The following is a 21,526-nucleotide window of genomic DNA, read 5'->3' on the forward strand; positions in this document are numbered from 1 at the left end:
TAATTACAATTTTTAATATAAAATTTTCCCAAGAATTAAGTCTTCAATTCCTGTTACATAAACTTAGTAATTACTAATCTGTAGCAGTGCAAAATTTGCTGCTCGCTTGTTCAAAGAACAATTTGTAGAATTCTGGTTTAGTCCATGAGTAAAAAAGCAGGCATTTCTAAATGTAATTCAAATCATTTACAATTTTTGGCATTGAAAGCAATATGGCTTAAAGCCTTAGATAATAACCTGAAAATAATGTTGACATTTACTGCTCAACTCAATTCTCTAACACATATCTTACATGGCTGGGGAGGGCAGTTTTGATGTCGGTCAAACATAATAAAATAGAGTTAGCTGACCCTCAATCAGCAAACTATCAACTAGGAATATCTGGATTAGAAGTACCATCTACAGCAAAAACAACCAAGCGTCTTAGAAAACCGAAGAACCTTCCTTTTACAAAACCACCACTGTTTATCAGCAAAAACTACGAGATGACCGCAACAGGCGCACCAATTATTAGTGCCACTCAAGCCTACTTAAAACATCCAGACTGGAGTCAGTACAGTAATGGCAGCCTTTACTTCCAAAAACCATTTGGGAAGGGTCGTTATATTGAATTTTACATTCTGCACAAACAAGAGCATCAACCACAATACATCTCAGACCTTGCCGAACATCAAATTCTGGAGCAATATGGTGTGATGGCGGCAAGACTTCATGCTGTATTCGCTACATATGCAGCTGCACAAGCAGAACCTTGGAAGCAACCATTTGTGTTGCGAGGTTCAGAACTGATCAAAACACTGAAGATATATAAAAGTAAAAAACTAACAAAATCTCAAAGACTGAAGGCGATCGCAGACTTAGCTTTGGTAGTAGGGACTTTAGGTGCAGTTATCCACTGGTATGAAGGAGAGTTAAATCTTTGTATCAAAGAGCGCTGCCTACTTTGGATAGTGAGCGTCCAGGAATATAGTCAACCAAATTTGTTCGGGGAAGATGATGATCTTTGCGAAGCGATCATCCGCGTACAACCAGGTCTTTGGACTTACAATTTCCTCAATTCCCAAGGTGAGCAATCGAGAACCGCTTTGTACCAGTATGGATTTATCCCGAAACAAGTCTTTGATCTAGATCCACATCAACATAAACTAGCATCTAGCCTAGCATTGTACATTATTCAAAATAGCCGCGCTCACAAGAATGGGATTTACACAGTTCATAGCCTATTGAGCAACGTTTTACCGTCCTATCAAATAGAACAAGCAGTCAATGATTATCGTTATGGTTGGAGACTGAAAGAAAATTTAGAAGAAGCATTGCTAGTTTTAAAAGATAAAGTTGGTATCAAAGTAGAGTTTGATGATGAAAGCTACCCACAGTGGCTTAGACCTTTATGGGCGATGCCAGATGAATTGAGTTGCCTACCTGCTAAACAAAGAAATCAGCAGTTACTAGGAACTAAGCGCTTGCCAGATAACTATATTCAGAACATTTTATTTCCAGCAAAGTTGACTTTTAAGCTTCCTCTATCTGCTCAAAGACATCAAAATCAATTCAAAACTCCCAAAAGCAATGAAGTCTCTGGCAATTCCCAATGCCAGAAAAAAAATCACGAAACTCTCACCTCAGCCAGTACTCCTAAATTAGTAAAAACATCTTCAAAAACAAGTGATGTTCCAAAAATCATAGATTTAGACCAAAATAAGGAGCTTACAGGAGATATTGTCCGGCTTTTAAGAACAGCCAAACGAATCAGTCAAAGGAAGCTTGCTCAGTCCGTAGGGATGAGTCAGAGTTGGATCAGGGATATTGAAAATGAGGGTAGAAATCAACCGATTCCTGAAAAGTACGCAACTAAGCTTAGAGAAATTTTAGCTTGATCAAAAAGCTACCCTTTGCAGAGAGCCTCGCATACAAGAGAGACATGGGACAGATGGTTCGCTCAAGTCGAGCCAGCCGCTTGCAAAGAGAAGTCTGAGCGGAGGGTTCCTACGCCACTTGCTCCACTTGGAGAAACCTCAAACGCTCTCTACGAGACGCTGCGCGTAGCTTGCTTCTCCGTAGGAGTACGCGGATTCGCTCTAAGCGTAAAGCCTACGGCATAGCTTCGCTTAGGGCGCAGCCTCTCATAGAGAAGCTATACCGTACCACTTCGTGGAAGCAAGCTACACGTAGCGTCTCCCCTTGGGAGAAGACCGCAGTGGTTCCCCGTTGTGCGGACTGGCGTGGGTTTCCCACGCAACTTTCCTCATAAATTTTTGGGTGATAAAGAGTTAACTGATTAATGAGGCTTTCAGCTTTTTCTGATTAACTATATTTTGAGATATTTCCGCTAGCAGCCCCACACCTATGAAAAGCTTATGAAGTCAGGGTTTGAAGGCTTTACTCTGGTTCTTATTTATCAATGTTTATTGAGGTCACACAAGAATCAGGGTTACAAAATCAGATTTTAGAGCGATCGCCAGTTAGAAAAAAATGTGGGTAATGGATCAAAGTTAGAAACTAGGGGCTTGCGCGGCATTGCTCGTCGGTCAACCAAGCTCTCTAAAGTTTTAAAGGTTTTTGAGTACTCAACTTTTTGTTTTAAATCAAAATTATCGCCCCCTGGCGTGATAATAACGCCCCCTGGCGTGATAATAACGCCCCCTGGCGTGATAGTTACTTTTTTTAAATGCTTACCAAATAAGGGTTTCATCCAAAAGTACTCACCTGATCATATTGATCATATTGATCTTTGAGTACTTTTTTAGCCAAAAAAAGTGAAACGGTATTCTAGTGACGCATATAAATTTCGCTAATTAGACCAGCAAAGCTCTGTCCCTGCGTCATGAAACGTCAATACACTTCCAAACGCAATCCCTGTCCCGTCTGCGGCAACCATCACGGCTGTGCCATCCATGTCAATGGCTTAATTGAGTGCTTGCGGAGTTTTAGCCAACAGGATGCACCCACAGGTTATCGCTTCATCAAGTTGCTACGTAATGACATGGGCGGTTTATTTGTTAAGGACGACAGCAGTCACTACTCTCAAGAAAAGAAACTAGAATTTCGACAGCAATACCACTCAGGCAATAGCAAGGTCAAGCAGTGGTTGAGTATAGAGAAACGCAATAAACTATTCGGACTGCTGTTGCAAACATCTGTGACAACTTTGAGTACTCAACACGCCTTGCATCTACAAGAGAATAGGCAATTGAGTACTGACGAAATTCACTGGCTAGAAACGTTAGGTTGGCTAAGAAGTTGGGAACCAGGTCTTTATGCTCCCCTTGGCATAACATCCGACCTCCCTGGCATTTCCCCCTTTGGTAAGCTTTTAGGCAGGGAGGGGATAGCGATCGCAGCCCTCGACCCCAATTTTCAAATCACTGGCTTTCAAATTGCCACTTTGCGTACTAACCCCAAATACATCTGGCTGAGTGGTATGAGTCAGGGAGGAACGGGGCCACAACTACCAAATAGTGAATTACCAGTATTTTGCTGGAAACACCCCAACAATAAAAGAGTAAGAGTAGTAATTCTTTGTGAGGGGGCGCTTAAGTCTCTACTCACAGCAATTTTCTTATGGCGTTCTGGACAAACTGACATTGCTGTCATCGGTACAGCCGGTGCTGCTCATTACGGTGAAAAAACCCTAAAGGATTACCTCAAACGCTTGCGTCCTAAAGAAATTCGCCTCATGCCTGATGCTGGGGCAAGTCTCAATCCTCATATCGCTAAAGCTAATGAACAAACACTGCAACAATGCCGTTCGCAAAAATCTCATCTGGCGGTGGGTGATTGGGGGCAACTGGAGACTAAAAAACACTTGGACATTGACGAATTACTGGCAGCAGGTCGCCAAAATGAAATTAAACTAATTACCACTGCTGCTTACCTCAACAAATGCCATATTCATCACCAAATCAGAAAATTACTCAAAATCGGTTCGTTCCATCGAGTAGAAGACAAACTCATTGAGTTGCGTCCAGCCCTAGACTCTACAGAAAATTTAGATTTAATCCGCCAGTATGCCAGAGGTGTTGAGTACTGCCGCAAAGGTGGATATCAGGTAGGTGTAACTTGGAACAACGACACGCTACAACCAGAAGATTTCTTTGCCTTATGTCCGGAAGCAATCCAGAAAGCCCTTGCTGGTGTAGATAGAGAATGGGGAATGCTCTACAAACTCAAGCTGTGGTTTCGGCGAATGGTGGAGCGTTATCGACCCAAAAACGGTTTTGGTAAACAAAATCCTACTATACACAGAAGCATAAACCACACTGAACAAGAAAAAATCACTCCAGCGACAATTGAGTACAAACCAGGGAAGTTACCCAGATGGGGTGACTTTGAGCATCCACCGAATATAATCTTCAAGAAAGGTCAACGGTTACAAGTTTACAAGGAAGCCATTGCTGCCGGGTGGAAACATATTTTAGACAAAAGTCCCACGGGAACATCCAAAAGCTATGATGCAGGGATTGTTCAGCCAGAAACTTTAGGGGTAGAAAAACTTTGGTACTTTACTACTCATGCCAGAAACGTAACCACAGAAACTATTGAACGTAATTACAAGTATCTGGATGTTCGCAATTCAGGGATGGTATGGGACTCAACGCCTAACGGTAAACAATATTTGAGATGGCCTAAAAATGGGGAACTCGCTGACACACCTGGTAACTGCCATCGCAGTTCCATCTTTGCAGCCTTACGGAACAAAAATATCTCAATTCAGGAAGGTACAGAAAATCCAGTTTGCAGTACTTGCCATTTACTCGAAGCTTGTCGTTCTCTGACAGGTGCTGGGTTTGGACATCGCTTTATGCGAAGAGAAGCTCTAAAGTGCGATCGCATCCGCGCTCATCCTGATAGCGCCCCTGGTACTGATAACTTCGACTGGTCAAATAGCGGTGTCTTCTGGGATGAAGCAATGCGGACAGTACAACCAATTACTAAGATAGCTGCTAGCCTCAAAGACTTAAATCAAGTAATTGCCCAAATAACTGTCTACTACCCCCAAATCAATACTCAGTTGCAGCCGATGTGGATGTTACTGCGTCAATGCTTGACAGGAGAAATCAAGCAACCATTATACGGGTGGAATGATACAGCCGTGCGAGAAATGCTTGGTGAATTACCAGATAATTTAGATGAAATCATCGCTGTGGTTACAGAAATTTTACATCCCAATTTAGAACATCTATTTAATACTACTGGGGAATATGGAGCCAATCTCAATGATTTACCTAAAACATTGCGAAAACGTTTTGGTGAAAAAAGCTTTGAAATCACACAAAAAATTCAGCAAGATATTCCTCTAGATTGGGTTGTACCATTTTTACAAATCTGGGGTAGACAAATCCCAGGTAATTTCCGAATAGAACAGGGTCAGTTACTCATTTCAATTCGTAATGAAAGGCATATATCAATAGCACAAGCTGCTACTTGGAATGTTTATCTAGATGCGACAGCTTCTCCTGAATACTTAGCGTGGTGGATGGGCATTAATAGTGAAGAAATTTTAACTATAGAGCAAGAGGTATCAGTAAACAAAAATTTGAAAATTATTCAAATCACAGGACTGGGACAAGTTTCTAAAAACCGCACTGACTATTGCCAAAGTAGAGTTAATGCACTACGGGCAGAATTATCAGTAAAGCACTCGGATATCAAATTCATTGACTTTGTAAAATTCTGCCAAGAAGGTGATGGTGGTTGGTTTAGAGATAGTCGAGGATCAAATGACTTTAAAGATGTATCAGCTTTAGGCACTTTTGGTATTCCCTACCAAAATATTGGCTCTTTAGAAGCGCTTTACTTAACTTTGCATAATAGCGATTATATTTCAAAATCGACTATTGATCATGAAGAATTTAATCGTTTTATAGATTGGTCAACACAAGCTGAAATTAGACAGTGTATAGGACGCTTACGAGCGGATAATCGAACTAAAGAACAACTTTACTTCTACTTCTGTGCTGACTATGACCTTAGCTTTATTAACCAGGAAATAGAAATTATTAACGCTGCTTCAATCACCATTGAAGCAGGTTCTAAAGATGAAAAATCTTGGTGGAAAATCAAGCAGTCAGTTAAAGAACTTTGGGAGAAGGGACAAAAAATTACTCAATCCGCAGTTGAAGCAGTTTCTGGTATTAGCCAAGGATATATTTCTAAATTAGCAAGTGAATTTGGTGATTGTTGGAAAAAGTGGCTAAAAATATTCCTATCTGTATTAGAGACTGATAATAGTAATATGAATAATTTAGAACCTGAATCACATAATTTAGAATCAGACAATAATTCATTAGTTAGTGATTGCCAATCGAATCCTAATTTATTATCAATAATCCATTATGATTATGAAAATTTAGAGCAGCATTGTCATTTGATGTTGAAAACAACTACTTTGAAAACGCAAGTGATAATTATAAGTATTTTACTTTCAATACTGCCTAAACCTTGGCATCAAGACTTTTTACTAGAGGTGATGGATAATTTCAAAAATTAGATTTGGCTCATCCAAATAACTCCCGGTGCTGATAAGCAAATCGAGAAATATCTTGACTAGCTACAGGTTTAGCATAAATAGCCTGATTGCGAATTGCCTGTATCTGTTCTGACTCTCGCTCCATAGCTGGTGTAAATTCTTGTCGCTGTTTTAGCAGATCCTCAAACTCAATTTTCCCAGGTCTACCTTGGTAAAAAGCCTCTTCAGCACAACGATGGACTGCATTACCAATTTCTGCTGGGCTGCAAATACGATATTCTGCCAACAACCTACGCCATTGGTCATCACTCCAAGGTGAATTATTGTTTCTAAATGCTGGAAAATACTTGGCTAAATGTAGATTGAATACTTCATATCTTGCCCCTTCATGGGGTAAGTCCATAAAAAAGATATCATCAAAACGACGCACTAATTCCGCAGGTAACATTTCTAAGCGGTTGACAGTAGCAATTGTATAAACTGGCTCTTGATGCTCTTGCATCCAAGTAAGTATTGCAGCAGATAAACGCCGTGCTATACCTCCATCTGCATTAGAGTCCCAGCCAGCAAAGCCTTTATCAAAGTCATCCCAATAAAGTACACAGGGAGCAAGGGAAGTCACCAAAGCAATAAACTCCTTTAATGCTCTGTCGGGATGAGAAGTACTCAATAGTACACCCCAATTAGCTGCTAACAGTGGCAATCCCATTTTCTTAGCTGCTAACTTGGCACAAAGACTCTTACCAGTACCCGGTGGCCCCCAAAGTAGCATTCCAGTGGGAAACTTCAATCCATATTTCTCTGCTTCTGTTTGAAGTAGATAGGTAATAGTTTCCAACCTTTTTTCTAGTAAATCTAATCCCCCTGCTGAAGGTACATCCGGTTGGGCAATGTATTCTAAACCTCGTCCCCGCAATTTGCTAACTTTATGCTTTAGCACTAATTGGGCGATTTCCTCAAGCTGTTCTGCAAAACCCAGACATTGCTGTAGTAGCATATTTATCTCGCCTATAGGTAAACCCTGACAGGCACGAAAGAGCGATCGCAGTGCTTCTGTTGTTTCTGTTGTTTTTAGGCTTGGATAGCGATCGCATTTCGCGCAGTTCTGAAGGCGATGATCGCTATGCCCAACCCAAGTATCACAAAACTGCTGCACAACTATCTGTACCTGCTCTTTGTCTGGAAGTGGATTTGACAATATGGGAATAAAAGGCTGTAATTCTAGCGGTAGTTGAACGTAAGTTTCCAATAATACCCAGTAATGATGTTTTTTACTCCAGAGAGCCTGATAACAGGCATTGAGTAATTGATAGCTACATTTTTGACTGATTTTGCTACCATCACTCTCATTTAGCACCCCCTCCAGTAAATAAATGCCTGGTTGATATTCCTCCAGAAGATACTGAATAATGTCCCAATCTTTACCCCTGTCAGTTGACTGTAAGATGTACTGACCTTGATGGCGAATTAATTGCTGTAGTCCACAGTAACCAGGATTCCAGACAAAGACTGACAAAGAACGCTCCTCACCCCAATGGTAAAACTGTTGTAATATCTGCATTCTGTCAGGCGTATGATACTCCACAGCCACAATTGCAGTATTTTGGTCAGCCAGAGCAGGCCAGTCTGTCAACTTCATAATTCCAGCTTGAACAACTTACTTCCCCCTTTTAGAGCAAATTGGTTACTGATGCTTTAGCCACACGGATAATTATCACTAACGAGTTGGCTATATTTATTACATGAAAAAGAGCGATGGCTACGCCCAGAGCAGGCATCGCCTCCAGCACAGTGTTAATTTCAGAAACTGCTCCGCATAGGTTTGAAATTGGAAGTAAATGGATGTGAAAGCCGCGATTGCGGCAAGGAGGTGAAAAATTCACTTTATTAAAGGAAGCTGTAAAATGGCTTACGCAAAGCGCTCCGAAGGAATCGCTAAAGCTACAACCAATAACAACAATCGCAACGGAGCTAATGCTAAAACATCTGCCAAAACTAATGGTACATCTGCTACAACTAAATCAAAGGTAGCGAATGCTTCACCACAAGAAGAGGCATTAGCCTTGTTGAAAGAATTGCGGAATCTAATCTTCAAGGAATACGGCGTTAAATTACAGTTACGAGATTCCCGTGTTTCCACAAAAATCGGTCATGCAGCCCGTGAAAAACTCGGACTTGACATTGCTGCTCAAGTGAAAAAGAAAGGTGGTAACAAAAAGTTTGATTGGCAGAAATGGAATACCAAATTATTTCCTAAATTGTTTGGACAACCAGATGCACTCAAATATGCACCAGAAATAGTGGCAATTTTCATGAGTATGCTGTATGACACTATTAGCACTGATCCAGAGCAAGCAATAGCAGATTTAGTGGAATTCAATCGCGCCTCTCTGGAACGTCGTAATTCTTTCCAAGAACAAGAAGAGGAAGAACTTGACGATTTAGATGACGAACTTGATGAAGACTTGGATGAAGATGAGGACGATATTGAATATGAACTCGACGAAGATTTAGATGAAGATGACGAATTAGATGAAGAAGATGAAGACGAATAAATAATTCCGGTTTATTCTCAGTAATTCACAGATAAAACTTGAAATAGCCATGTATTACCTCAAACAATACATGGCTATTTTTTCCTGTATTCAGTTAGATAAAACAAGATAAATTGCATCTTTCGATGCGGTTTTTATGAAAAAAATATAAGTATGAAGGAGTAAATCTCATGGTTAACATTAGCGCTCGCAAAACTGCCAAACCATCACGTAAAATTGAAAGGCATATTCCTGCTTTAGAACGAGTGATGACTTATCAGGAAAAAGTACACTTGATGGTAGTTGAAGTATTGCGGGAAGAATCAGGAAGAGAGTTAGCAGCAGCAGCCAGATTTAATGGGATTGTGTTTGATTGGGACAAACATAATTCCCAATTCCGTAAGGATTATGTAAATACACCATTAAAAGAACTGGTGAATTATGCCCGCAGACTTTACGGCTTGAATAATCTTGATGAAATTCGAGATAGACGTGCTTCTCATAAAGCTGCTCGGTTTAGACGTATGGACGTACTCAATAGTTTGAGTAGCAACTCTAATGACTTGATAAATGATGATTTTGAAGAAGATGAAGATGACGAAGATATAGAAATTGACGATTAATTACAATGCTCTGAATTATCTAATTCAGGGCATTTTATTTCCCACCCACCCGCATCCAAAAAACAGAATTGAAGGAAGCGATTGCTGTTGAATTCAAGAGGTTCAAAAGTGGTTGACCGAGTAGCTTTATTTTACTGAAGATGCAGATTCGCACCCCACCCCACCAAATGTTGTAATTGTCCGACTGGAAAGTTTACTGGTCATTAAATCATGAATCTGCTGGTTTGAAAGTTGAGTTGGCTTGACCTCAACTGTAGGTGCAGTTCCTCCCTTGTTGACTTGAATCATCGAATCAGCCCAATAAAACTGCTGCTGGGAAGGTTGAGAATAAACAGGATAACAGCCTTTCGAGGCGATCGCCAATTTATTCTCTACGCTAGACACTGATGGCAGAGAAATACCAGCACGAACTAATTTTGCCTCTCCTACTGGCCCCCACAAACGTAATTCTTGATTGACACAACGTTTTCCTTCCTTTAGAGGGGCAATGATGTTGCCACAAACTTTAACATCCACGTCATACATTGGTGGATAATCAGGCACAGTTTCAGCTTGTGCTTGAGTTGTATTCCTCTCATCCTTGTCATTAAGATTTACAAGAGTAGGAGGGGTACAGGCTGTAACTGTACCTCCTATTACCAGCAGCCAAAGCCAGTTAACTTTACGGGTAAACATCTGCTGAATTCTCCTCTACGATTGAGAACTTGACAAACAAGGGAACGCCAAAAAAACAATTATCCCAATTTCTGGACTCAACAAGACTGTTCCTGTTTTCCACCCCTGTTCTAAATTCTTACCCCTATGGGTAAGCAAGCTAAACTTAGCGTCCCAAAGGGAGAATATTTTTTTAGTTGAAAGTCCGTTAATTTTTGGGCTTAGATACAAATTGGCGTTGATTAGCAGGTGATATCCATAATGTGCAGAACCCGGACAAGGCTTTTCTGCTACTTCCTCCAATTTGAAGTGTTACCCCCAAACGCTTGACATCCTTTGTACAAGCAAGTTGACCATTTTGGTCACGACTCAGCAAATCTTGATTCCATTGCATTAGATTGTGAGCAAACTTACCTTCATTACTGGTTGCCCATTCCAAAGCATCGGCTTGGGCTTGTGTAAGTTGGCGTGGCCCAGTAGGATCTAAATTACTGAATTGATACCAAGACGTTCCAGCTACACCTACCAGTCCACCAATTCCTGCTGCAATTAATAGCAATATTCCCGCAGCAATTAGAGAGGGAACTGAATGAATAGCACGCTCAAATTCACTACGTCTGATTAATGCTGTTACTGCCTGAGCGATCGCTTTTTGCTGGCCTTTCACTGCTATCTTTTCATATGTCTGGAGATGGTCATAAAGCTGCGTTTGCCACAGGTCAAACATTGCCTCCATTTCTTTGGGATTGTCTTCCAATAGCACTTGTAGCCTGCCAGTAGCAATCATCATCAGAAATGCTGGGTCGTCAGGGTCTACTCCAGTTTGAACTACTATTTCCCAAACCCTAGCTTTAAATGAATCATCTTTACCTCGAATGGCTAAATCTAGTAAAGTTGGGTAAGGAATTTGGCTCAGTCCTTTACCTCTAGCAGCGACTGAATTCAAAAATTCATCGTCTAAATCAAGTTCTTCTGTGTGAGATTTACTCATATTTGTATTTACTTTTAGCTAATTTGCCCCTTCTCACGCTCATTTGGTAATCTGGCTTGATGGTGAGAGATGTCATTAAGATTACTTTTTAGTAGCAACTTTTCTGTTGGTATTAGAATTACCAACTTTTTCGCTTGGGGAAGTAATAGAAGCTGCGGTCAGATTCCAAATTTTAGCTTCTTCAATTTCCTCAAAAGCTTTTTTGAGAAAATTGTGTAATCGCTGCTTACCTAATACACCTAACTCTCCATAATTTCTAGCCGCAGAAAAATTTATCTGATTAGCATCGAGGATATCCCGTTCTCGATAGCTAAACTTGGGAAAATTAATGACAGCTACTTTATAGGTTTTGATTAATTCCTGTAAATTCTTACGTCCATCTATGTGTCTCCAGTCATCGCATAAACCAAAATTGCGTACAAATATGTGCTTAATCTTGTTTTCAAATCGTTCTAGAGATTGAATAAATAATTGAACACTGTCATATCCACCGCTACAAACAAACCATTTATATATTTTGACCTGATTTTTTCCAGTAATTTCTAGGATTTGATTACGCTCAATCCAGTCAGTTACTGCTGGGTAGACTTGAGCAGGTAAATTGACAATCACAGAAGTTATGAGTGCTGAATTAAAAATTTCATCAGCATCATAAGCTTTACGCTCTGATTCGCTAAAAACTGCTTTTTTATGATTATTTGGGTAAAATGCGCCCACATCAGGATTACTTTGGTCTGCTTCTACTAACTCATAAGATATTTTATTGTCAATACAGTATTGCACCATAACTCGTGCAAACAAAGACTTGCCAACTCCACCTTTTTCACCGTCAATAAAGTGAATTGCCGCCATCTAAAATCTCCTTGATAATTATCCTAAATGTGCATTAATAAATTTTTAGATATCATCAAACATACTGTCTGTTTCATCATAGAAAGACCCCGTACCAGGAATGAATAAATCAGAATCTATCTTATGTTTTTGCTGGTTGTTATTCTGACTATTCTCATTGCCTTTGCTCTTACCTTTAGCACTAGCTTTAGGATAATTTTCATCATTACTACTGCTATTACCAATGTTTAAACCGAACATAGTAGCAAGTGTTTGAGAATTGCTCATAGTGCTTAGAGGTACAGATAAAACATCACTTGATTGATGTGGTAATTTAAGCGCCATTCGTAAGTAAGCCAAATGTTGCTCTAAAGCATGACAACAAATTAACCCTACCTGATGTACTTCTTGATCGCTAATTTCTACATCGACATTTGCTTGCGCTTGATATGCTAAAGGCAACCAACACATTCGTAATGCCTGTAATACCATCTCTTTGCTACTACTGACTCCATTTCCCTTTTGCAAATATATAATTAGCTTTCCATCAACAGTATTTGAGTAAGCACGAATCCGAAAACTCAAATTTTTATATTGTCTTGGGTTGTCAGTTTCTTCAGATAGTTTGCAACTATTACTGGACTGTCTTTTATTGTCATTATTTTTGGATTGTTTTTTATTTGTGGTCATGCTACTTTTTCCAATTGCGCTCTAAATCGCATAAACAAACCAAATGCATCAATCAACCTAAACGACAAAGCTTCCTGTTCTCGGAAATTACGGTAATAATCATTACTTTTATCCTTGAATACTTCTTGTACCTGTTGCTGTAAGTCAGCACCCCAATAAGTTGAAATTTCTTGAAAACACTCTTGTAACTCTGGCTCCAAGTACAATGCTGCACCACCGCTCAAAATCACCTCGTTCACTGCAGGTAAAGTTGATTCGAGCCAATCGTAAAGTCTAGACCAATACTCAGCTTTAGCCGTAGCAATGGCATTAACAATCATCTGCAATTCATAATTAATGTTGTTAGGTTCTCTGCTTTTCACCAGAGTGCGAATTGCTTGGTTATCAGCCGTGATATGTGAACCAGCTGCATAGATAGCAGAGGTCAAATTAGTAGCATCCTGTCCAGATGTGCGCTCAATTACTCGCTTTACCATTTGGTGAAAGCCCAGCCCATTGGTGTAACCCGCAGTCATTTTGCCCCGTTCAAATAATAGAAGGCTGGTATTGCGATGTCCAAACATTAGCACTGCGATGGTTTGGGCGTTGAACCATTCTTTACCATTTTGGCGTTGGCGAATCATTGCTAATCCCGCACCTTCGGGTAAGCACTCGAATCGCTCCAGTTTCACCCGCAATCTTTGACCCCGAAACCTAAAATCCTTGAGTGCAGACTGCAATTGTTGCTCAAATGCTTGGCGATTTTGATATTCACCATAGGGTAGTAGTGAAGTCAGTGAGAGTGAAAACCTGTTAGGCAAGTTGTTATTTTGAGCGATCGCACCAATAACCGCTAAGGCTTTGTGAATTGAGGTTTCGTACTTGAGTTTATCAAGTCTAGCAGATGCTGAAAACTGCCGTGCGAGGAATCCGACTACTGTACATTGTCTATCACCATCCGCAGGACTTGACACCCAGGCTTCATCTACTGGTTTAGAAGATTCAAGACCCCTGCGACTTGACATATAAGCGTCAATCGAACTTTGAGGCAACTTCAGCATCTCTGGTTCCATTGTCATCAAACATGGTCTACCTTCAGTTGCTAGTTCGTAAACAATCTTAGTTAAGGAAGCGCCAGGGTCAAAACTGACTATCAGGTTTGACATTGATTGTGGTTCACCTAAAAGCTTTCCTTTAAGTTAGGTGCAAATATAAATCATGCCAATCTACCCACTGACCATTTTTATAATGCGAAAAATTAGCCTATTGGTTATTTTTTTTGCTGCATTCTCGGAATTGGTCATTCTTATGTATTAAATTCGCTTCAAAAATACGCCACTCGAATGCCAATTCAACGCCAATTGAATGCTAATTGAACGTCAATTAAATACCAACTAAATACAACTTGAGCGCCAATTCAATGCAACTGCGTACATTATGTATATATTTTTATTGCCAATAAAAGTGCTTATTGACAATACAATAGTCAAAAAATGCCAATTAAGTGTCGCTTAAATGCCAACTCAATGCCACTCATGTTTTTAATTCGAGCAGCCCAAAAAACGTTTGGTGAGTAGCAAGCTATGTTGCTGTCCGGACATTTTTTCTTGGGAGAAAAAACGCACCCTCAGGTGTGGCAACAAGCTTGCCCTCCTTTCACGGTTCCCCTACCTCAGTAGGTTAACCACCGTGACAGAGGGGAGATAATACGAAAATAATCAAAATTAGAGTGCCGATCCAGTAATGGAATAGTTATACGTATTGAGGAAGTTCCCAATACCTACTCTAGGCAGTGAATTTACTTAGAAACGAATCGCACACGGAAAAATTTTGTATAATACCCAAAATAGGGGTTTAAAAAAGAAGTTTTCCGTACAATAAATAATTGTGCATCTTACCCAGCACCTTTGTGCACCGCTCCAATTAATAGGTAGAAAATGTCATCCTCCGAGCCAATTAGCATTCGTCAGCTTTCCGCCAACGACCTGACACTTATGGAGGGCTTATTGATTACCTTCGGTGAGGCTTTCGATGAAGTTGATACCTATAGCTCGTCTCGTCCAAGTAATGCCTATCTCAAGCGTTTGTTAAACAGCGATTATTTCATTGCGCTTGTAGCATTAAAAAATGGATCAGTAGTTGGAGGTATCGCCGCTTACGAACTCCAGAAGTTTGAGCAGGAGCGTAGTGAAATTTATATTTACGATCTAGCTGTTGCAGCAGCGCATCGACGTGAAGGAATTGCCACCGCATTAATCCAGGAATTAAAGAAGATCGCTGTAGCGCGAGCAGCTTATGTTATTTTCGTGCAGGCGGACATCGGGGATGACCCTGCGATTGCACTCTACACAAAGCTTGGGGTACGCGAAGATGTGCTTCATTTCGATATTGCTGTTCCTGTCGGCGATGAAGATGCATAACAACCGGAATGCACCGGAACTTTGGAGTATACTATCTAGTAGCTAGAGTTGTAGGAGTCCGGCGAGCGCGAACGTTAGCTAGCAGGTGTTGAGCCCATCTCAATTAAGCAAAAAGGAGAAGGATTCTCTTGTTTTCAGAGAATTTTCTACCCCAAGCAACTGAACGGCTGATTCTCCGTCGGTTTATTGATCTGGATCTGGAACGATTTCTTGCTTACCGCCAAGACCCTCAAGTATCTCGGTTCCAAGGTTGGTCAATGCTCTCTGACGCTGAAGCAAAACTCTTTATCAACGAAATGCAGACAGCAGTAATCGGGATACCAGGCGAATGGTTTCAAATTGCGATCGCACACAAGCAATCCAATTTACTCCTTGGTGACATCGGGATGCAGATTTATGCCGAAAATCCAACAATTGTGGAAATTGGTTTTACTTTGAGTCCTGATGGGCAAGGTAAAGGATATGCTAAAGAAGCTGCTCAAGCTCTAATTGATTCACTGTTTGAGCTTGAAGCTATCAACAAGATTGTTGGTCTAACTGATATGCGAAATGAACCATCCATCAATCTGCTTAGACGTTTGGGAATGAATCTAGTGCGATCACAAGAGGTGGAATTTAAGGGTGAATTATGTATTGAGCAAACTTTTGAATTAGGCAGAAAAGATTGATTACCCGCTCAAAAAAATTCCGATGAATAAATAATGAGAAATTAGAACAATATTGGCAGTCATATATAGCATAACTTCCGAATATTTCATCTGGGTTTTTTAGTTAGGAGGCGCATCAATTTGGTGATCCTTCTGCTTTGGTAGATGGACTCGGAGCTTTAATTCTAAAGGGAGTTAAAACTGCATATTTAGCCATAAATCAGCATTTTACCAAAAATATCATGTCTGCTTGAACAGTTACGTTAAAAATAACGCTGATATCCTCAAAATAAAGACCGTGGAAACTTTGATATGGTAACTAACTACCAGATACGAATCAACACATAATTTTGTCTTTGTCAATTTATATTAGTGAACTGACGCTTTAGAAGTGACGGTGCAAGAGAGTGATCGCCTATAGCACTCTCCCACAGTAATGGAAGTGCGTAGTGATCGCACTAAATTTGTTGTAGTTGCTTTTGCATTAGACATCTCCGAAATAGTAACGTTGTGTGGTAAAGAATATAATAAAAGGTTTTTACACCAAGCTTATGAGTTCTGTACTAGATCATATCGAAGCGAATCCTCAAGAAACACAACGGTTAATTGGTCTAGGGTATCCGGAGCTACAAATATTACTTCAAAATGCGGAGCAATTACACTATGAAAAACAAGCTCTGTTAGAGTCACAGAAAATCAGAATTATATCGGGTGGTGGTGGTCGCAAACCCAAACTATCTATCACTGAACAGATAATTTTAACATTGGTCTATCTTCGACACTTGATGACATTTCAACTTCTTGGCATCCAGTTTGGAGTGAGTGAATCGACAGCGAATGACACATTTAATTATTGGTTACCAATATTACGAGAATTACTACCATCTAGCCTAATTGAACAAGTAAAAAAAAACAAACTAGATTATGAAGTTGTTAAAGAAGTTTTGACAGAATATGAACTAACTGTTGATAGCTACGAACAAGTAAGAGAAAGACAAGCGAGATAATGAGGAGCAAGAAAAGTATTTCTCAGGAAAGAAGAGTCATCATACATTTAAAAGTCAAATGATCGTATTGCCTGATGGTCAAGACATTGTGGATGTTGTTGCAGGTGAACCAGGACCAAAGAGTGATATAACTTTGTTTCGGGAGAATCGCGACCGCTTTGACCCAAAACAAAAATTTAAAGGAGACTTGGCTTATATAGGAGAAGATTTAATTGAAACTCCTATAAAGAAACCAAAAAATAGAGAGTTAACCATTGAACAAAAATCATCAAACAAAAAGTTTTCAGCCAAACGGATATTTGTTGAACATCGAATCCGTTCCGTAAAAATATTTCGAGTCGTCCAAGAAAGATTTAGGTTAAATTCAAAAAAGTATGAGCAAGTAATTCTGACTATTTGCGGATTAGTAAGATTACGAATAAAAGCCCTAATTTTACCAGAGAAAAGACCTCCTATTTCACTCTTTTAAAAGAAATGCATCTTACTATATCTTTTGGGGCTGTTAACATCAATAAATATCTCAAAGTCTTATTGTATCGTATAAACTAGTTAATCTGCTTTGCCTGTCTTTACAGCTTAGAACTTAGTCACAAAGAAGCTTTGAGAGTTTTCGGAGATGTCTATTACAAATTCAAAAATAGACAGTTGGTTGATGACTACTTGTAACAATACTGTCAAACTGAAAAAACCAATGACTAATGCACTGATAATGCAAAAGCGCTCCTTAAGGATAGATATTAGATTGACTCCAAAAGAATATGAAAAAGCACAGCAAATGGCATCTGAAAACAATCTCACAATTAGTGAATTGTTTCGTAGCAAGACTCTGAAAAACCAATTGCCCCGGCGTGTCACTAAAGTGGCAGGTCAAACTTACTGGGAGCTAGGTAAAATTGGCAATAATCTCAATCAAATAACTAAAGCAATAAATACTTCAGTACTAATGGGAGAACCGATTGTTGTAAATAGAACATTGTTAGAACAACTTAGGGATATGGTGAAGCAAGTGCGACGAGAGATTACCGAAATCGATTTGATCAGCGATTTACAAGATGAAGCGTGATTGGCAAGCAGATTAAAGGCAAAAGTTTTCGGGGACTACTAAACTATCTCTTTAGTAAAAAAGGAGCTAAACAAATTGGTGGGAACATGGAAGCAAACAACCCACGAGAACTGGCTGCTGAGTTCCGCTTCTCCAGACAACTAAACCCAAAAGTTAGTAGGGCTGTTTATCATGCTTCTCTCAGCTTGCCTCACCAAGAGAGTTTGGATGATGAGACTTGGCATGAAATTACCCAAAAATATTTGCAAGCAATGGGTTTTGACATGAATCAATATACAGTAGTGCGTCATATTGATCGAGAACATGACCATGTACACATTGTTGCCAGCCGCATTCGCTTAGATGGTACTACAGTTTCTGATAGCTGGGATTATCACAAAAGTGAAGTGGTAATTCGCAAGTTGGAGCAGGAATACAATTTACAATCTGTGCAACCCAGTTGGGGAAAAGATAAGCACAGTCCAACTACAGGCGAACTTAGACAACTTGCCAGAACTGGCGAGGAAAGCGTTAGAGTCAAACTTCAGCGATTCCTTGATCTAGCAACTCACGACAGTCCTACAATGTCAGAGTTAATAGAGCAAATGCAACAACAAGGTATTAATGTCCGCGTCGGTTATACTCGCACAGGTAAAGTCAAAGGCATAAGTTATCAACTTGACGGTGTAGCTTTTAGTGGTACGCATCTCGGTAAAGCATACACTTTTCCTGGTTTACAAAAACATCGCGGTATAAACTACAATCCCAAGCGGGATGATCAACGCATTCAAAAACTCATAGAACAAGCTGTTGAAAATTCCACACTAGCAGTGCCAAAACAGGATGATAAACGCAGAAAGAAACTAATAGAGCAAACTGTTGAAAATACTGCGTTCTCTGTTTCTGTGACCAATTCCTTGCCCATACCAGAACCAGCAAACTGGGAGCAAATACGCCTAAACCTAAGCAAGCAGTACAATTTACCTAATTCTCTGCTCACAGAAGTATATGAAAAGGGTTGGCTTTATGCGAGTCTTGCAGGTCAAGCAATATTTGTAGAACGCACACTCAATGATGTTCCGACTCAAGCCAAACAGCTAGAAGCAACAGGTAACTTCACCACTATTCCCCTTAACTCGGAGATGACGAAAAATGGTAGCTTCTGGATGGCTACAGATACCACAGTCAAAAGAGCAGTGCTACTAAGTGACCCGATTGAAGTTCTCTCTGTCATTGCCTTAGAATCAACTGTTGACAAAGAAAAGCGCAAACCTACATTGTATTGGAATGTAGGCGATAGCGAGCAATTACCTCTAGAACTTTTGCGATCGCTTGATACAGTAGTCATCGCTTTTAAAGATCATGAGAAAGTTGAGGAATTGATAGCTGAAATATTGGCTGAACTACCTCAAGCTAAACAAGTTTCTCCCGGTCAAGCTGGTTGGAATGGGATGCTAACCCTGAACAAACATCAACTCAAGCAAAGTCGAATAGCAGATTCTCAAATTTGGGAACTTTAATATTAGTCACCAAAATTCATCTAACATCCTGCCAATTTTTACTCATAATCTACTGTGTATACATATCTTTGAACAGCATTAAAAAGGTGTGAGACAACTCTAAAAGATTTGTGTGTACACAGTAGCTATATTCTGGGGAGACTATATGATTATTAAAATTATTCGTAATTGAATTAGTTGCTAATTAAGATAATAACAACAGACAAAGATAGCCAAAAAAGCTAGTTTATGATTGACTTAACCCCATAATTAAGATTAAAAAGTATGAATTAGTAATTCGTAAAAGGTAAGTCTGGAAGCTAATACCTCTCGTTTTAATTTCCCAGTTTTAGTAAATAAGACTGGCGATAATTCTTCTTAGCCATCAGTCTAGCTTCACGCTTTGTCCACTGTTTTTGTAAAGGAACATCAGCCAATCTTTGCAATAATATAAATACACTATCATCTCCAGTCAACCGAGCGATGATTTGAGCGATCGCCTTACAACAATTCCAAGGATGACGCACTACCTGAACTTCTGCAAATCTCACCACGCCCCAATTGCGTTGCAAGAAAAAACGGTTACGGATTTTATCGTCATCAACATCAATACAGTGGTGAGGTTTACCTGTATTTCCGGTGTAAGGCTCATCAATTTCAATATCAAGAGCTAACCCAGAAGATTGATGGTAGAGAATAAAATCGGCTGAATAGCATCGGGGTGAACCAGGAATTTCAAACTCAACCGCTTGACAGATAAGATTTCCTGGAAACGCACACAGTAAATAGCGATAAAACTCCTTTTCGCTTACACCTTGCTTGGCTGTACCATTTCCATCTGGTAATGCAATGTATCCTTGAAACAATGTTTTTAAATACCCCATTCCTTGGTCGTCGTTAGCAAACCGCCTTGCTAACGGTGGATAAAGAATAACCGGATAATAGCCAGTAGACATTAGTAGTTATCAATTTGCTTGTGTTTAATAATTAAATCAATGGCAAGAAGCTAGTATTGCTTATGGTAAAGCATTGGCAATTAAACCAGATTCAACTGAGGCAATGGAAAGAGCAAAACGACTAATAAATTGGAATTTTTAGAATTGTGTCAGGATTTGAAATCATATCCATTGGCAGAGAAAGTTGCTGCGCTTACCAGACGCGCTATCGCGCCATTGTTTTTGGCGTTAAGCAAGCAAAGTTTATGCAAACATTGAAAATAACTTCAACATCACCTAACTCAACTACTACTGCTTGTAAAAATCCTCAAATTACACAAAAGGTCACTTCAAATTTATATGACAATACTAATTTAGATTCAGGAACTATAGCTATTTTAGAACAGATTGAAGCTGAATATGAATACTACCAAGTTTGTCAGGAGTGGTAGTTATGAATTTAGCACTCGCTCAACAATCCTTAGCAGAACTTTCCCAAACTGCTGCTCATCTCTGGGAACAGCTGAGTAATTGCCAGACTCCTGAAGAGGAAGCTGCTATTATCACCGCTATTTGGGAAACTCAGGAAGTTCAAGAAGAAGTTATTGATATCCAAGCAGAACTAGCATTACAACTAAATGCTGAAATAGCGGCTATTAAGCAACGACTAGAACATCTAAAAGCTGTACATCAATCAGCATTGTTAAGACTAGAACGCTGGCGACAAAAATTAGATGAAACAATTTTAGAACAAGCCGCTACCGGAATTTTACCTGAACAAATGATCGGTAATTCACTTCGCATCACAATTAAAGAAAATCCACCAAGTTGTGAGGTGCTGATAGATGCAGAACAATTGCCTCCTAAATACCGCAAAGAAAAGACTGTTTACTCAGCAAACAAGAAAGCTATTATTGCTGCTTGGAAAAAAGGTATTCCTGTAAATGGCACTCATATCGAACGTAAGCGCCGAGTTGTCTATGCTTTAACAGCAACGGCAATCCACAGCTTCTAGCAATAGCTTTAACTAATTGAGTAGCCAACCACAGGAATTTCACTGTTTTGTTGGCTGCTAATCATAAATCTTGTTTGCAACTTACAACAGTTTTCATGTTCTTCAAAAAAACTCTTATATTCCTATTTACACCTTGGTGTGAGATAAAAAAATGTGGTTTATGTTTTTGCTTTTGGCTACCGCCACAATC

19 protein-coding genes and 1 pseudogene are annotated in these 21,526 nt (G+C 39.7%); 12 read left to right on the forward strand and 8 right to left on the reverse strand.

Annotated features, from left to right (window positions below; all coding sequences use genetic code 11):
- The first annotated feature begins 314 nt into the window (after positions 1 to 314).
- Positions 315 to 1,877: a helix-turn-helix domain-containing protein gene (locus AACU25_RS34790; RefSeq protein ID WP_096584673.1), complete on the forward strand. Its 1,563-nt coding sequence runs from the start codon at positions 315 to 317 to the stop codon at positions 1,875 to 1,877.
- Positions 1,878 to 2,446: 569 nt separating this feature from the next.
- Here the strand turns inward: AACU25_RS34790 and AACU25_RS34795 are convergent.
- Positions 2,447 to 2,692: a hypothetical protein gene (locus tag AACU25_RS34795; protein ID WP_096584676.1), complete on the reverse strand. Its 246-nt coding sequence runs from the start codon at positions 2,690 to 2,692 to the stop codon at positions 2,447 to 2,449.
- Positions 2,693 to 2,824: 132 nt separating this feature from the next.
- On the opposite strand from AACU25_RS34795, the gene AACU25_RS34800 reads away from it, so the two are divergent.
- Positions 2,825 to 6,490: a hypothetical protein gene (locus AACU25_RS34800; RefSeq protein WP_096584679.1), complete on the forward strand. Its 3,666-nt coding sequence runs from the start codon at positions 2,825 to 2,827 to the stop codon at positions 6,488 to 6,490.
- Positions 6,491 to 6,497: 7 nt separating this feature from the next.
- On the opposite strand, the gene AACU25_RS34805 is transcribed toward AACU25_RS34800, so the two are convergent.
- A complete protein-coding gene (locus tag AACU25_RS34805) occupies positions 6,498 to 8,108 on the reverse strand; it encodes an AAA family ATPase (RefSeq protein ID WP_096584682.1) in 1,611 nt (536 codons plus the stop codon).
- A 265-nt stretch (positions 8,109 to 8,373) separates the two neighbouring features.
- Here AACU25_RS34805 and AACU25_RS34810 point away from each other — a divergent pair, with 265 nt between their 5' ends.
- Positions 8,374 to 9,024, forward strand: a complete 651-nt coding sequence (locus AACU25_RS34810) for a primosomal protein (protein ID WP_190445785.1) — start codon at positions 8,374 to 8,376, stop codon at positions 9,022 to 9,024.
- A gap of 170 nt (positions 9,025 to 9,194) precedes the next feature.
- On the forward strand, positions 9,195 to 9,626 hold the full coding sequence (locus AACU25_RS34815) for a hypothetical protein (protein ID WP_096584688.1): 432 nt from the start codon (positions 9,195 to 9,197) through the stop codon (positions 9,624 to 9,626).
- A 126-nt stretch (positions 9,627 to 9,752) separates the two neighbouring features.
- On the opposite strand, the gene AACU25_RS34820 is transcribed toward AACU25_RS34815, so the two are convergent.
- The 5 genes from AACU25_RS34820 to AACU25_RS34840 all read right to left on the reverse strand — a co-directional run bounded on the left by AACU25_RS34820 (position 9,753) and on the right by AACU25_RS34840 (position 13,937).
- Complete coding sequence (locus AACU25_RS34820) at positions 9,753 to 10,301, reverse strand: hypothetical protein (RefSeq protein WP_096584691.1); 549 nt, start codon at positions 10,299 to 10,301, stop codon at positions 9,753 to 9,755.
- A gap of 187 nt (positions 10,302 to 10,488) precedes the next feature.
- A complete protein-coding gene (locus AACU25_RS34825; RefSeq protein ID WP_096584694.1) occupies positions 10,489 to 11,271 on the reverse strand; it encodes a DUF6753 family protein in 783 nt (260 codons plus the stop codon).
- Between the two features lie 81 nt (positions 11,272 to 11,352).
- Positions 11,353 to 12,123, reverse strand: a complete 771-nt coding sequence (locus AACU25_RS34830; protein ID WP_096584697.1) for a mobilization protein — start codon at positions 12,121 to 12,123, stop codon at positions 11,353 to 11,355.
- Between the two features lie 45 nt (positions 12,124 to 12,168).
- Complete coding sequence (locus AACU25_RS34835) at positions 12,169 to 12,792, reverse strand: hypothetical protein (RefSeq protein WP_096584700.1); 624 nt, start codon at positions 12,790 to 12,792, stop codon at positions 12,169 to 12,171.
- Positions 12,789 to 13,937, reverse strand: a complete 1,149-nt coding sequence (locus AACU25_RS34840; protein WP_096584703.1) for a ParM/StbA family protein — start codon at positions 13,935 to 13,937, stop codon at positions 12,789 to 12,791. The genes AACU25_RS34835 and AACU25_RS34840 overlap by 4 nt, the downstream gene beginning before the upstream one ends.
- A 771-nt stretch (positions 13,938 to 14,708) precedes the next feature.
- Between AACU25_RS34840 and AACU25_RS34845 the strand changes: the two genes are divergently transcribed.
- The 6 genes and pseudogenes from AACU25_RS34845 (at position 14,709) to AACU25_RS34870 (ending at position 19,407) form a co-directional block, all read left to right on the forward strand.
- Positions 14,709 to 15,191 (forward strand): AAC(3)-I family aminoglycoside N-acetyltransferase, encoded by a 483-nt coding sequence (locus AACU25_RS34845; RefSeq protein WP_096584705.1) that lies wholly within the window; start codon positions 14,709 to 14,711, stop codon positions 15,189 to 15,191.
- A gap of 128 nt (positions 15,192 to 15,319) precedes the next feature.
- Positions 15,320 to 15,859 (forward strand): GNAT family N-acetyltransferase, encoded by a 540-nt coding sequence (locus tag AACU25_RS34850; protein WP_199347337.1) that lies wholly within the window; start codon positions 15,320 to 15,322, stop codon positions 15,857 to 15,859.
- Between the two features lie 530 nt (positions 15,860 to 16,389).
- The gene (locus AACU25_RS34855) at positions 16,390 to 16,845 is read left to right on the forward strand and encodes a helix-turn-helix domain-containing protein (RefSeq protein WP_321206715.1); all 456 of its coding nucleotides are present in this window, start codon (positions 16,390 to 16,392) and stop codon (positions 16,843 to 16,845) included.
- Positions 16,846 to 16,900: 55 nt separating this feature from the next.
- Positions 16,901 to 17,314, forward strand: a pseudogene (locus tag AACU25_RS34860) (transposase family protein); the annotation flags it as partial.
- Between the two features lie 147 nt (positions 17,315 to 17,461).
- Positions 17,462 to 17,908 carry a plasmid mobilization protein gene (locus AACU25_RS34865; protein ID WP_321206716.1) on the forward strand — a complete coding sequence of 149 codons (447 nt, stop codon included), beginning with the start codon at positions 17,462 to 17,464 and terminating at the stop codon, positions 17,906 to 17,908.
- Complete coding sequence (locus tag AACU25_RS34870) at positions 17,905 to 19,407, forward strand: relaxase/mobilization nuclease domain-containing protein (protein WP_096584711.1); 1,503 nt, start codon at positions 17,905 to 17,907, stop codon at positions 19,405 to 19,407. The genes AACU25_RS34865 and AACU25_RS34870 overlap by 4 nt, the downstream gene beginning before the upstream one ends.
- Positions 19,408 to 19,721: 314 nt before the next feature.
- Here AACU25_RS34870 and AACU25_RS34875 read toward each other — a convergent pair whose 3' ends face one another.
- Positions 19,722 to 20,342, reverse strand: coding sequence for a hypothetical protein (locus tag AACU25_RS34875; protein WP_096584714.1), 621 nt, complete (start codon positions 20,340 to 20,342; stop codon positions 19,722 to 19,724).
- A gap of 146 nt (positions 20,343 to 20,488) precedes the next feature.
- Between AACU25_RS34875 and AACU25_RS34880 the strand changes: the two genes are divergently transcribed.
- On the forward strand, positions 20,489 to 20,773 hold the full coding sequence (locus tag AACU25_RS34880) for a hypothetical protein (protein WP_096584717.1): 285 nt from the start codon (positions 20,489 to 20,491) through the stop codon (positions 20,771 to 20,773).
- Positions 20,774 to 20,775: 2 nt separating this feature from the next.
- Positions 20,776 to 21,336, forward strand: coding sequence for a siphovirus Gp157 family protein (locus AACU25_RS34885; protein WP_096584720.1), 561 nt, complete (start codon positions 20,776 to 20,778; stop codon positions 21,334 to 21,336).
- Positions 21,337 to 21,526 lie beyond the last annotated feature (190 nt).

The organism is Tolypothrix tenuis PCC 7101 (genome assembly GCF_963874875.1).
Taxonomy (GTDB): domain Bacteria; phylum Cyanobacteriota; class Cyanobacteriia; order Cyanobacteriales; family Nostocaceae; genus Aulosira; species Aulosira tenue.

Coding starts and splice junctions, on each gene's coding strand:
- AACU25_RS34885 (WP_096584720.1), top strand. CDS start 20,776: ATGAATTTAGCACTCGCTCAACAATCCTTAGCAGAACTTTCCCAAACT.
- AACU25_RS34855 (WP_321206715.1), top strand. CDS start 16,390: ATGAGTTCTGTACTAGATCATATCGAAGCGAATCCTCAAGAAACACAA.
- AACU25_RS34840 (WP_096584703.1), bottom strand. CDS start 13,937: ATGTCAAACCTGATAGTCAGTTTTGACCCTGGCGCTTCCTTAACTAAG.
- AACU25_RS34830 (WP_096584697.1), bottom strand. CDS start 12,123: ATGGCGGCAATTCACTTTATTGACGGTGAAAAAGGTGGAGTTGGCAAG.
- AACU25_RS34810 (WP_190445785.1), top strand. CDS start 8,374: ATGGCTTACGCAAAGCGCTCCGAAGGAATCGCTAAAGCTACAACCAAT.
- AACU25_RS34795 (WP_096584676.1), bottom strand. CDS start 2,692: ATGAAACCCTTATTTGGTAAGCATTTAAAAAAAGTAACTATCACGCCA.
- AACU25_RS34815 (WP_096584688.1), top strand. CDS start 9,195: ATGGTTAACATTAGCGCTCGCAAAACTGCCAAACCATCACGTAAAATT.
- AACU25_RS34825 (WP_096584694.1), bottom strand. CDS start 11,271: ATGAGTAAATCTCACACAGAAGAACTTGATTTAGACGATGAATTTTTG.
- AACU25_RS34820 (WP_096584691.1), bottom strand. CDS start 10,301: ATGTTTACCCGTAAAGTTAACTGGCTTTGGCTGCTGGTAATAGGAGGT.
- AACU25_RS34845 (WP_096584705.1), top strand. CDS start 14,709: ATGTCATCCTCCGAGCCAATTAGCATTCGTCAGCTTTCCGCCAACGAC.
- AACU25_RS34875 (WP_096584714.1), bottom strand. CDS start 20,342: ATGTCTACTGGCTATTATCCGGTTATTCTTTATCCACCGTTAGCAAGG.
- AACU25_RS34800 (WP_096584679.1), top strand. CDS start 2,825: ATGAAACGTCAATACACTTCCAAACGCAATCCCTGTCCCGTCTGCGGC.
- AACU25_RS34805 (WP_096584682.1), bottom strand. CDS start 8,108: ATGAAGTTGACAGACTGGCCTGCTCTGGCTGACCAAAATACTGCAATT.
- AACU25_RS34865 (WP_321206716.1), top strand. CDS start 17,462: ATGTCTATTACAAATTCAAAAATAGACAGTTGGTTGATGACTACTTGT.
- AACU25_RS34835 (WP_096584700.1), bottom strand. CDS start 12,792: ATGACCACAAATAAAAAACAATCCAAAAATAATGACAATAAAAGACAG.
- AACU25_RS34790 (WP_096584673.1), top strand. CDS start 315: ATGTCGGTCAAACATAATAAAATAGAGTTAGCTGACCCTCAATCAGCA.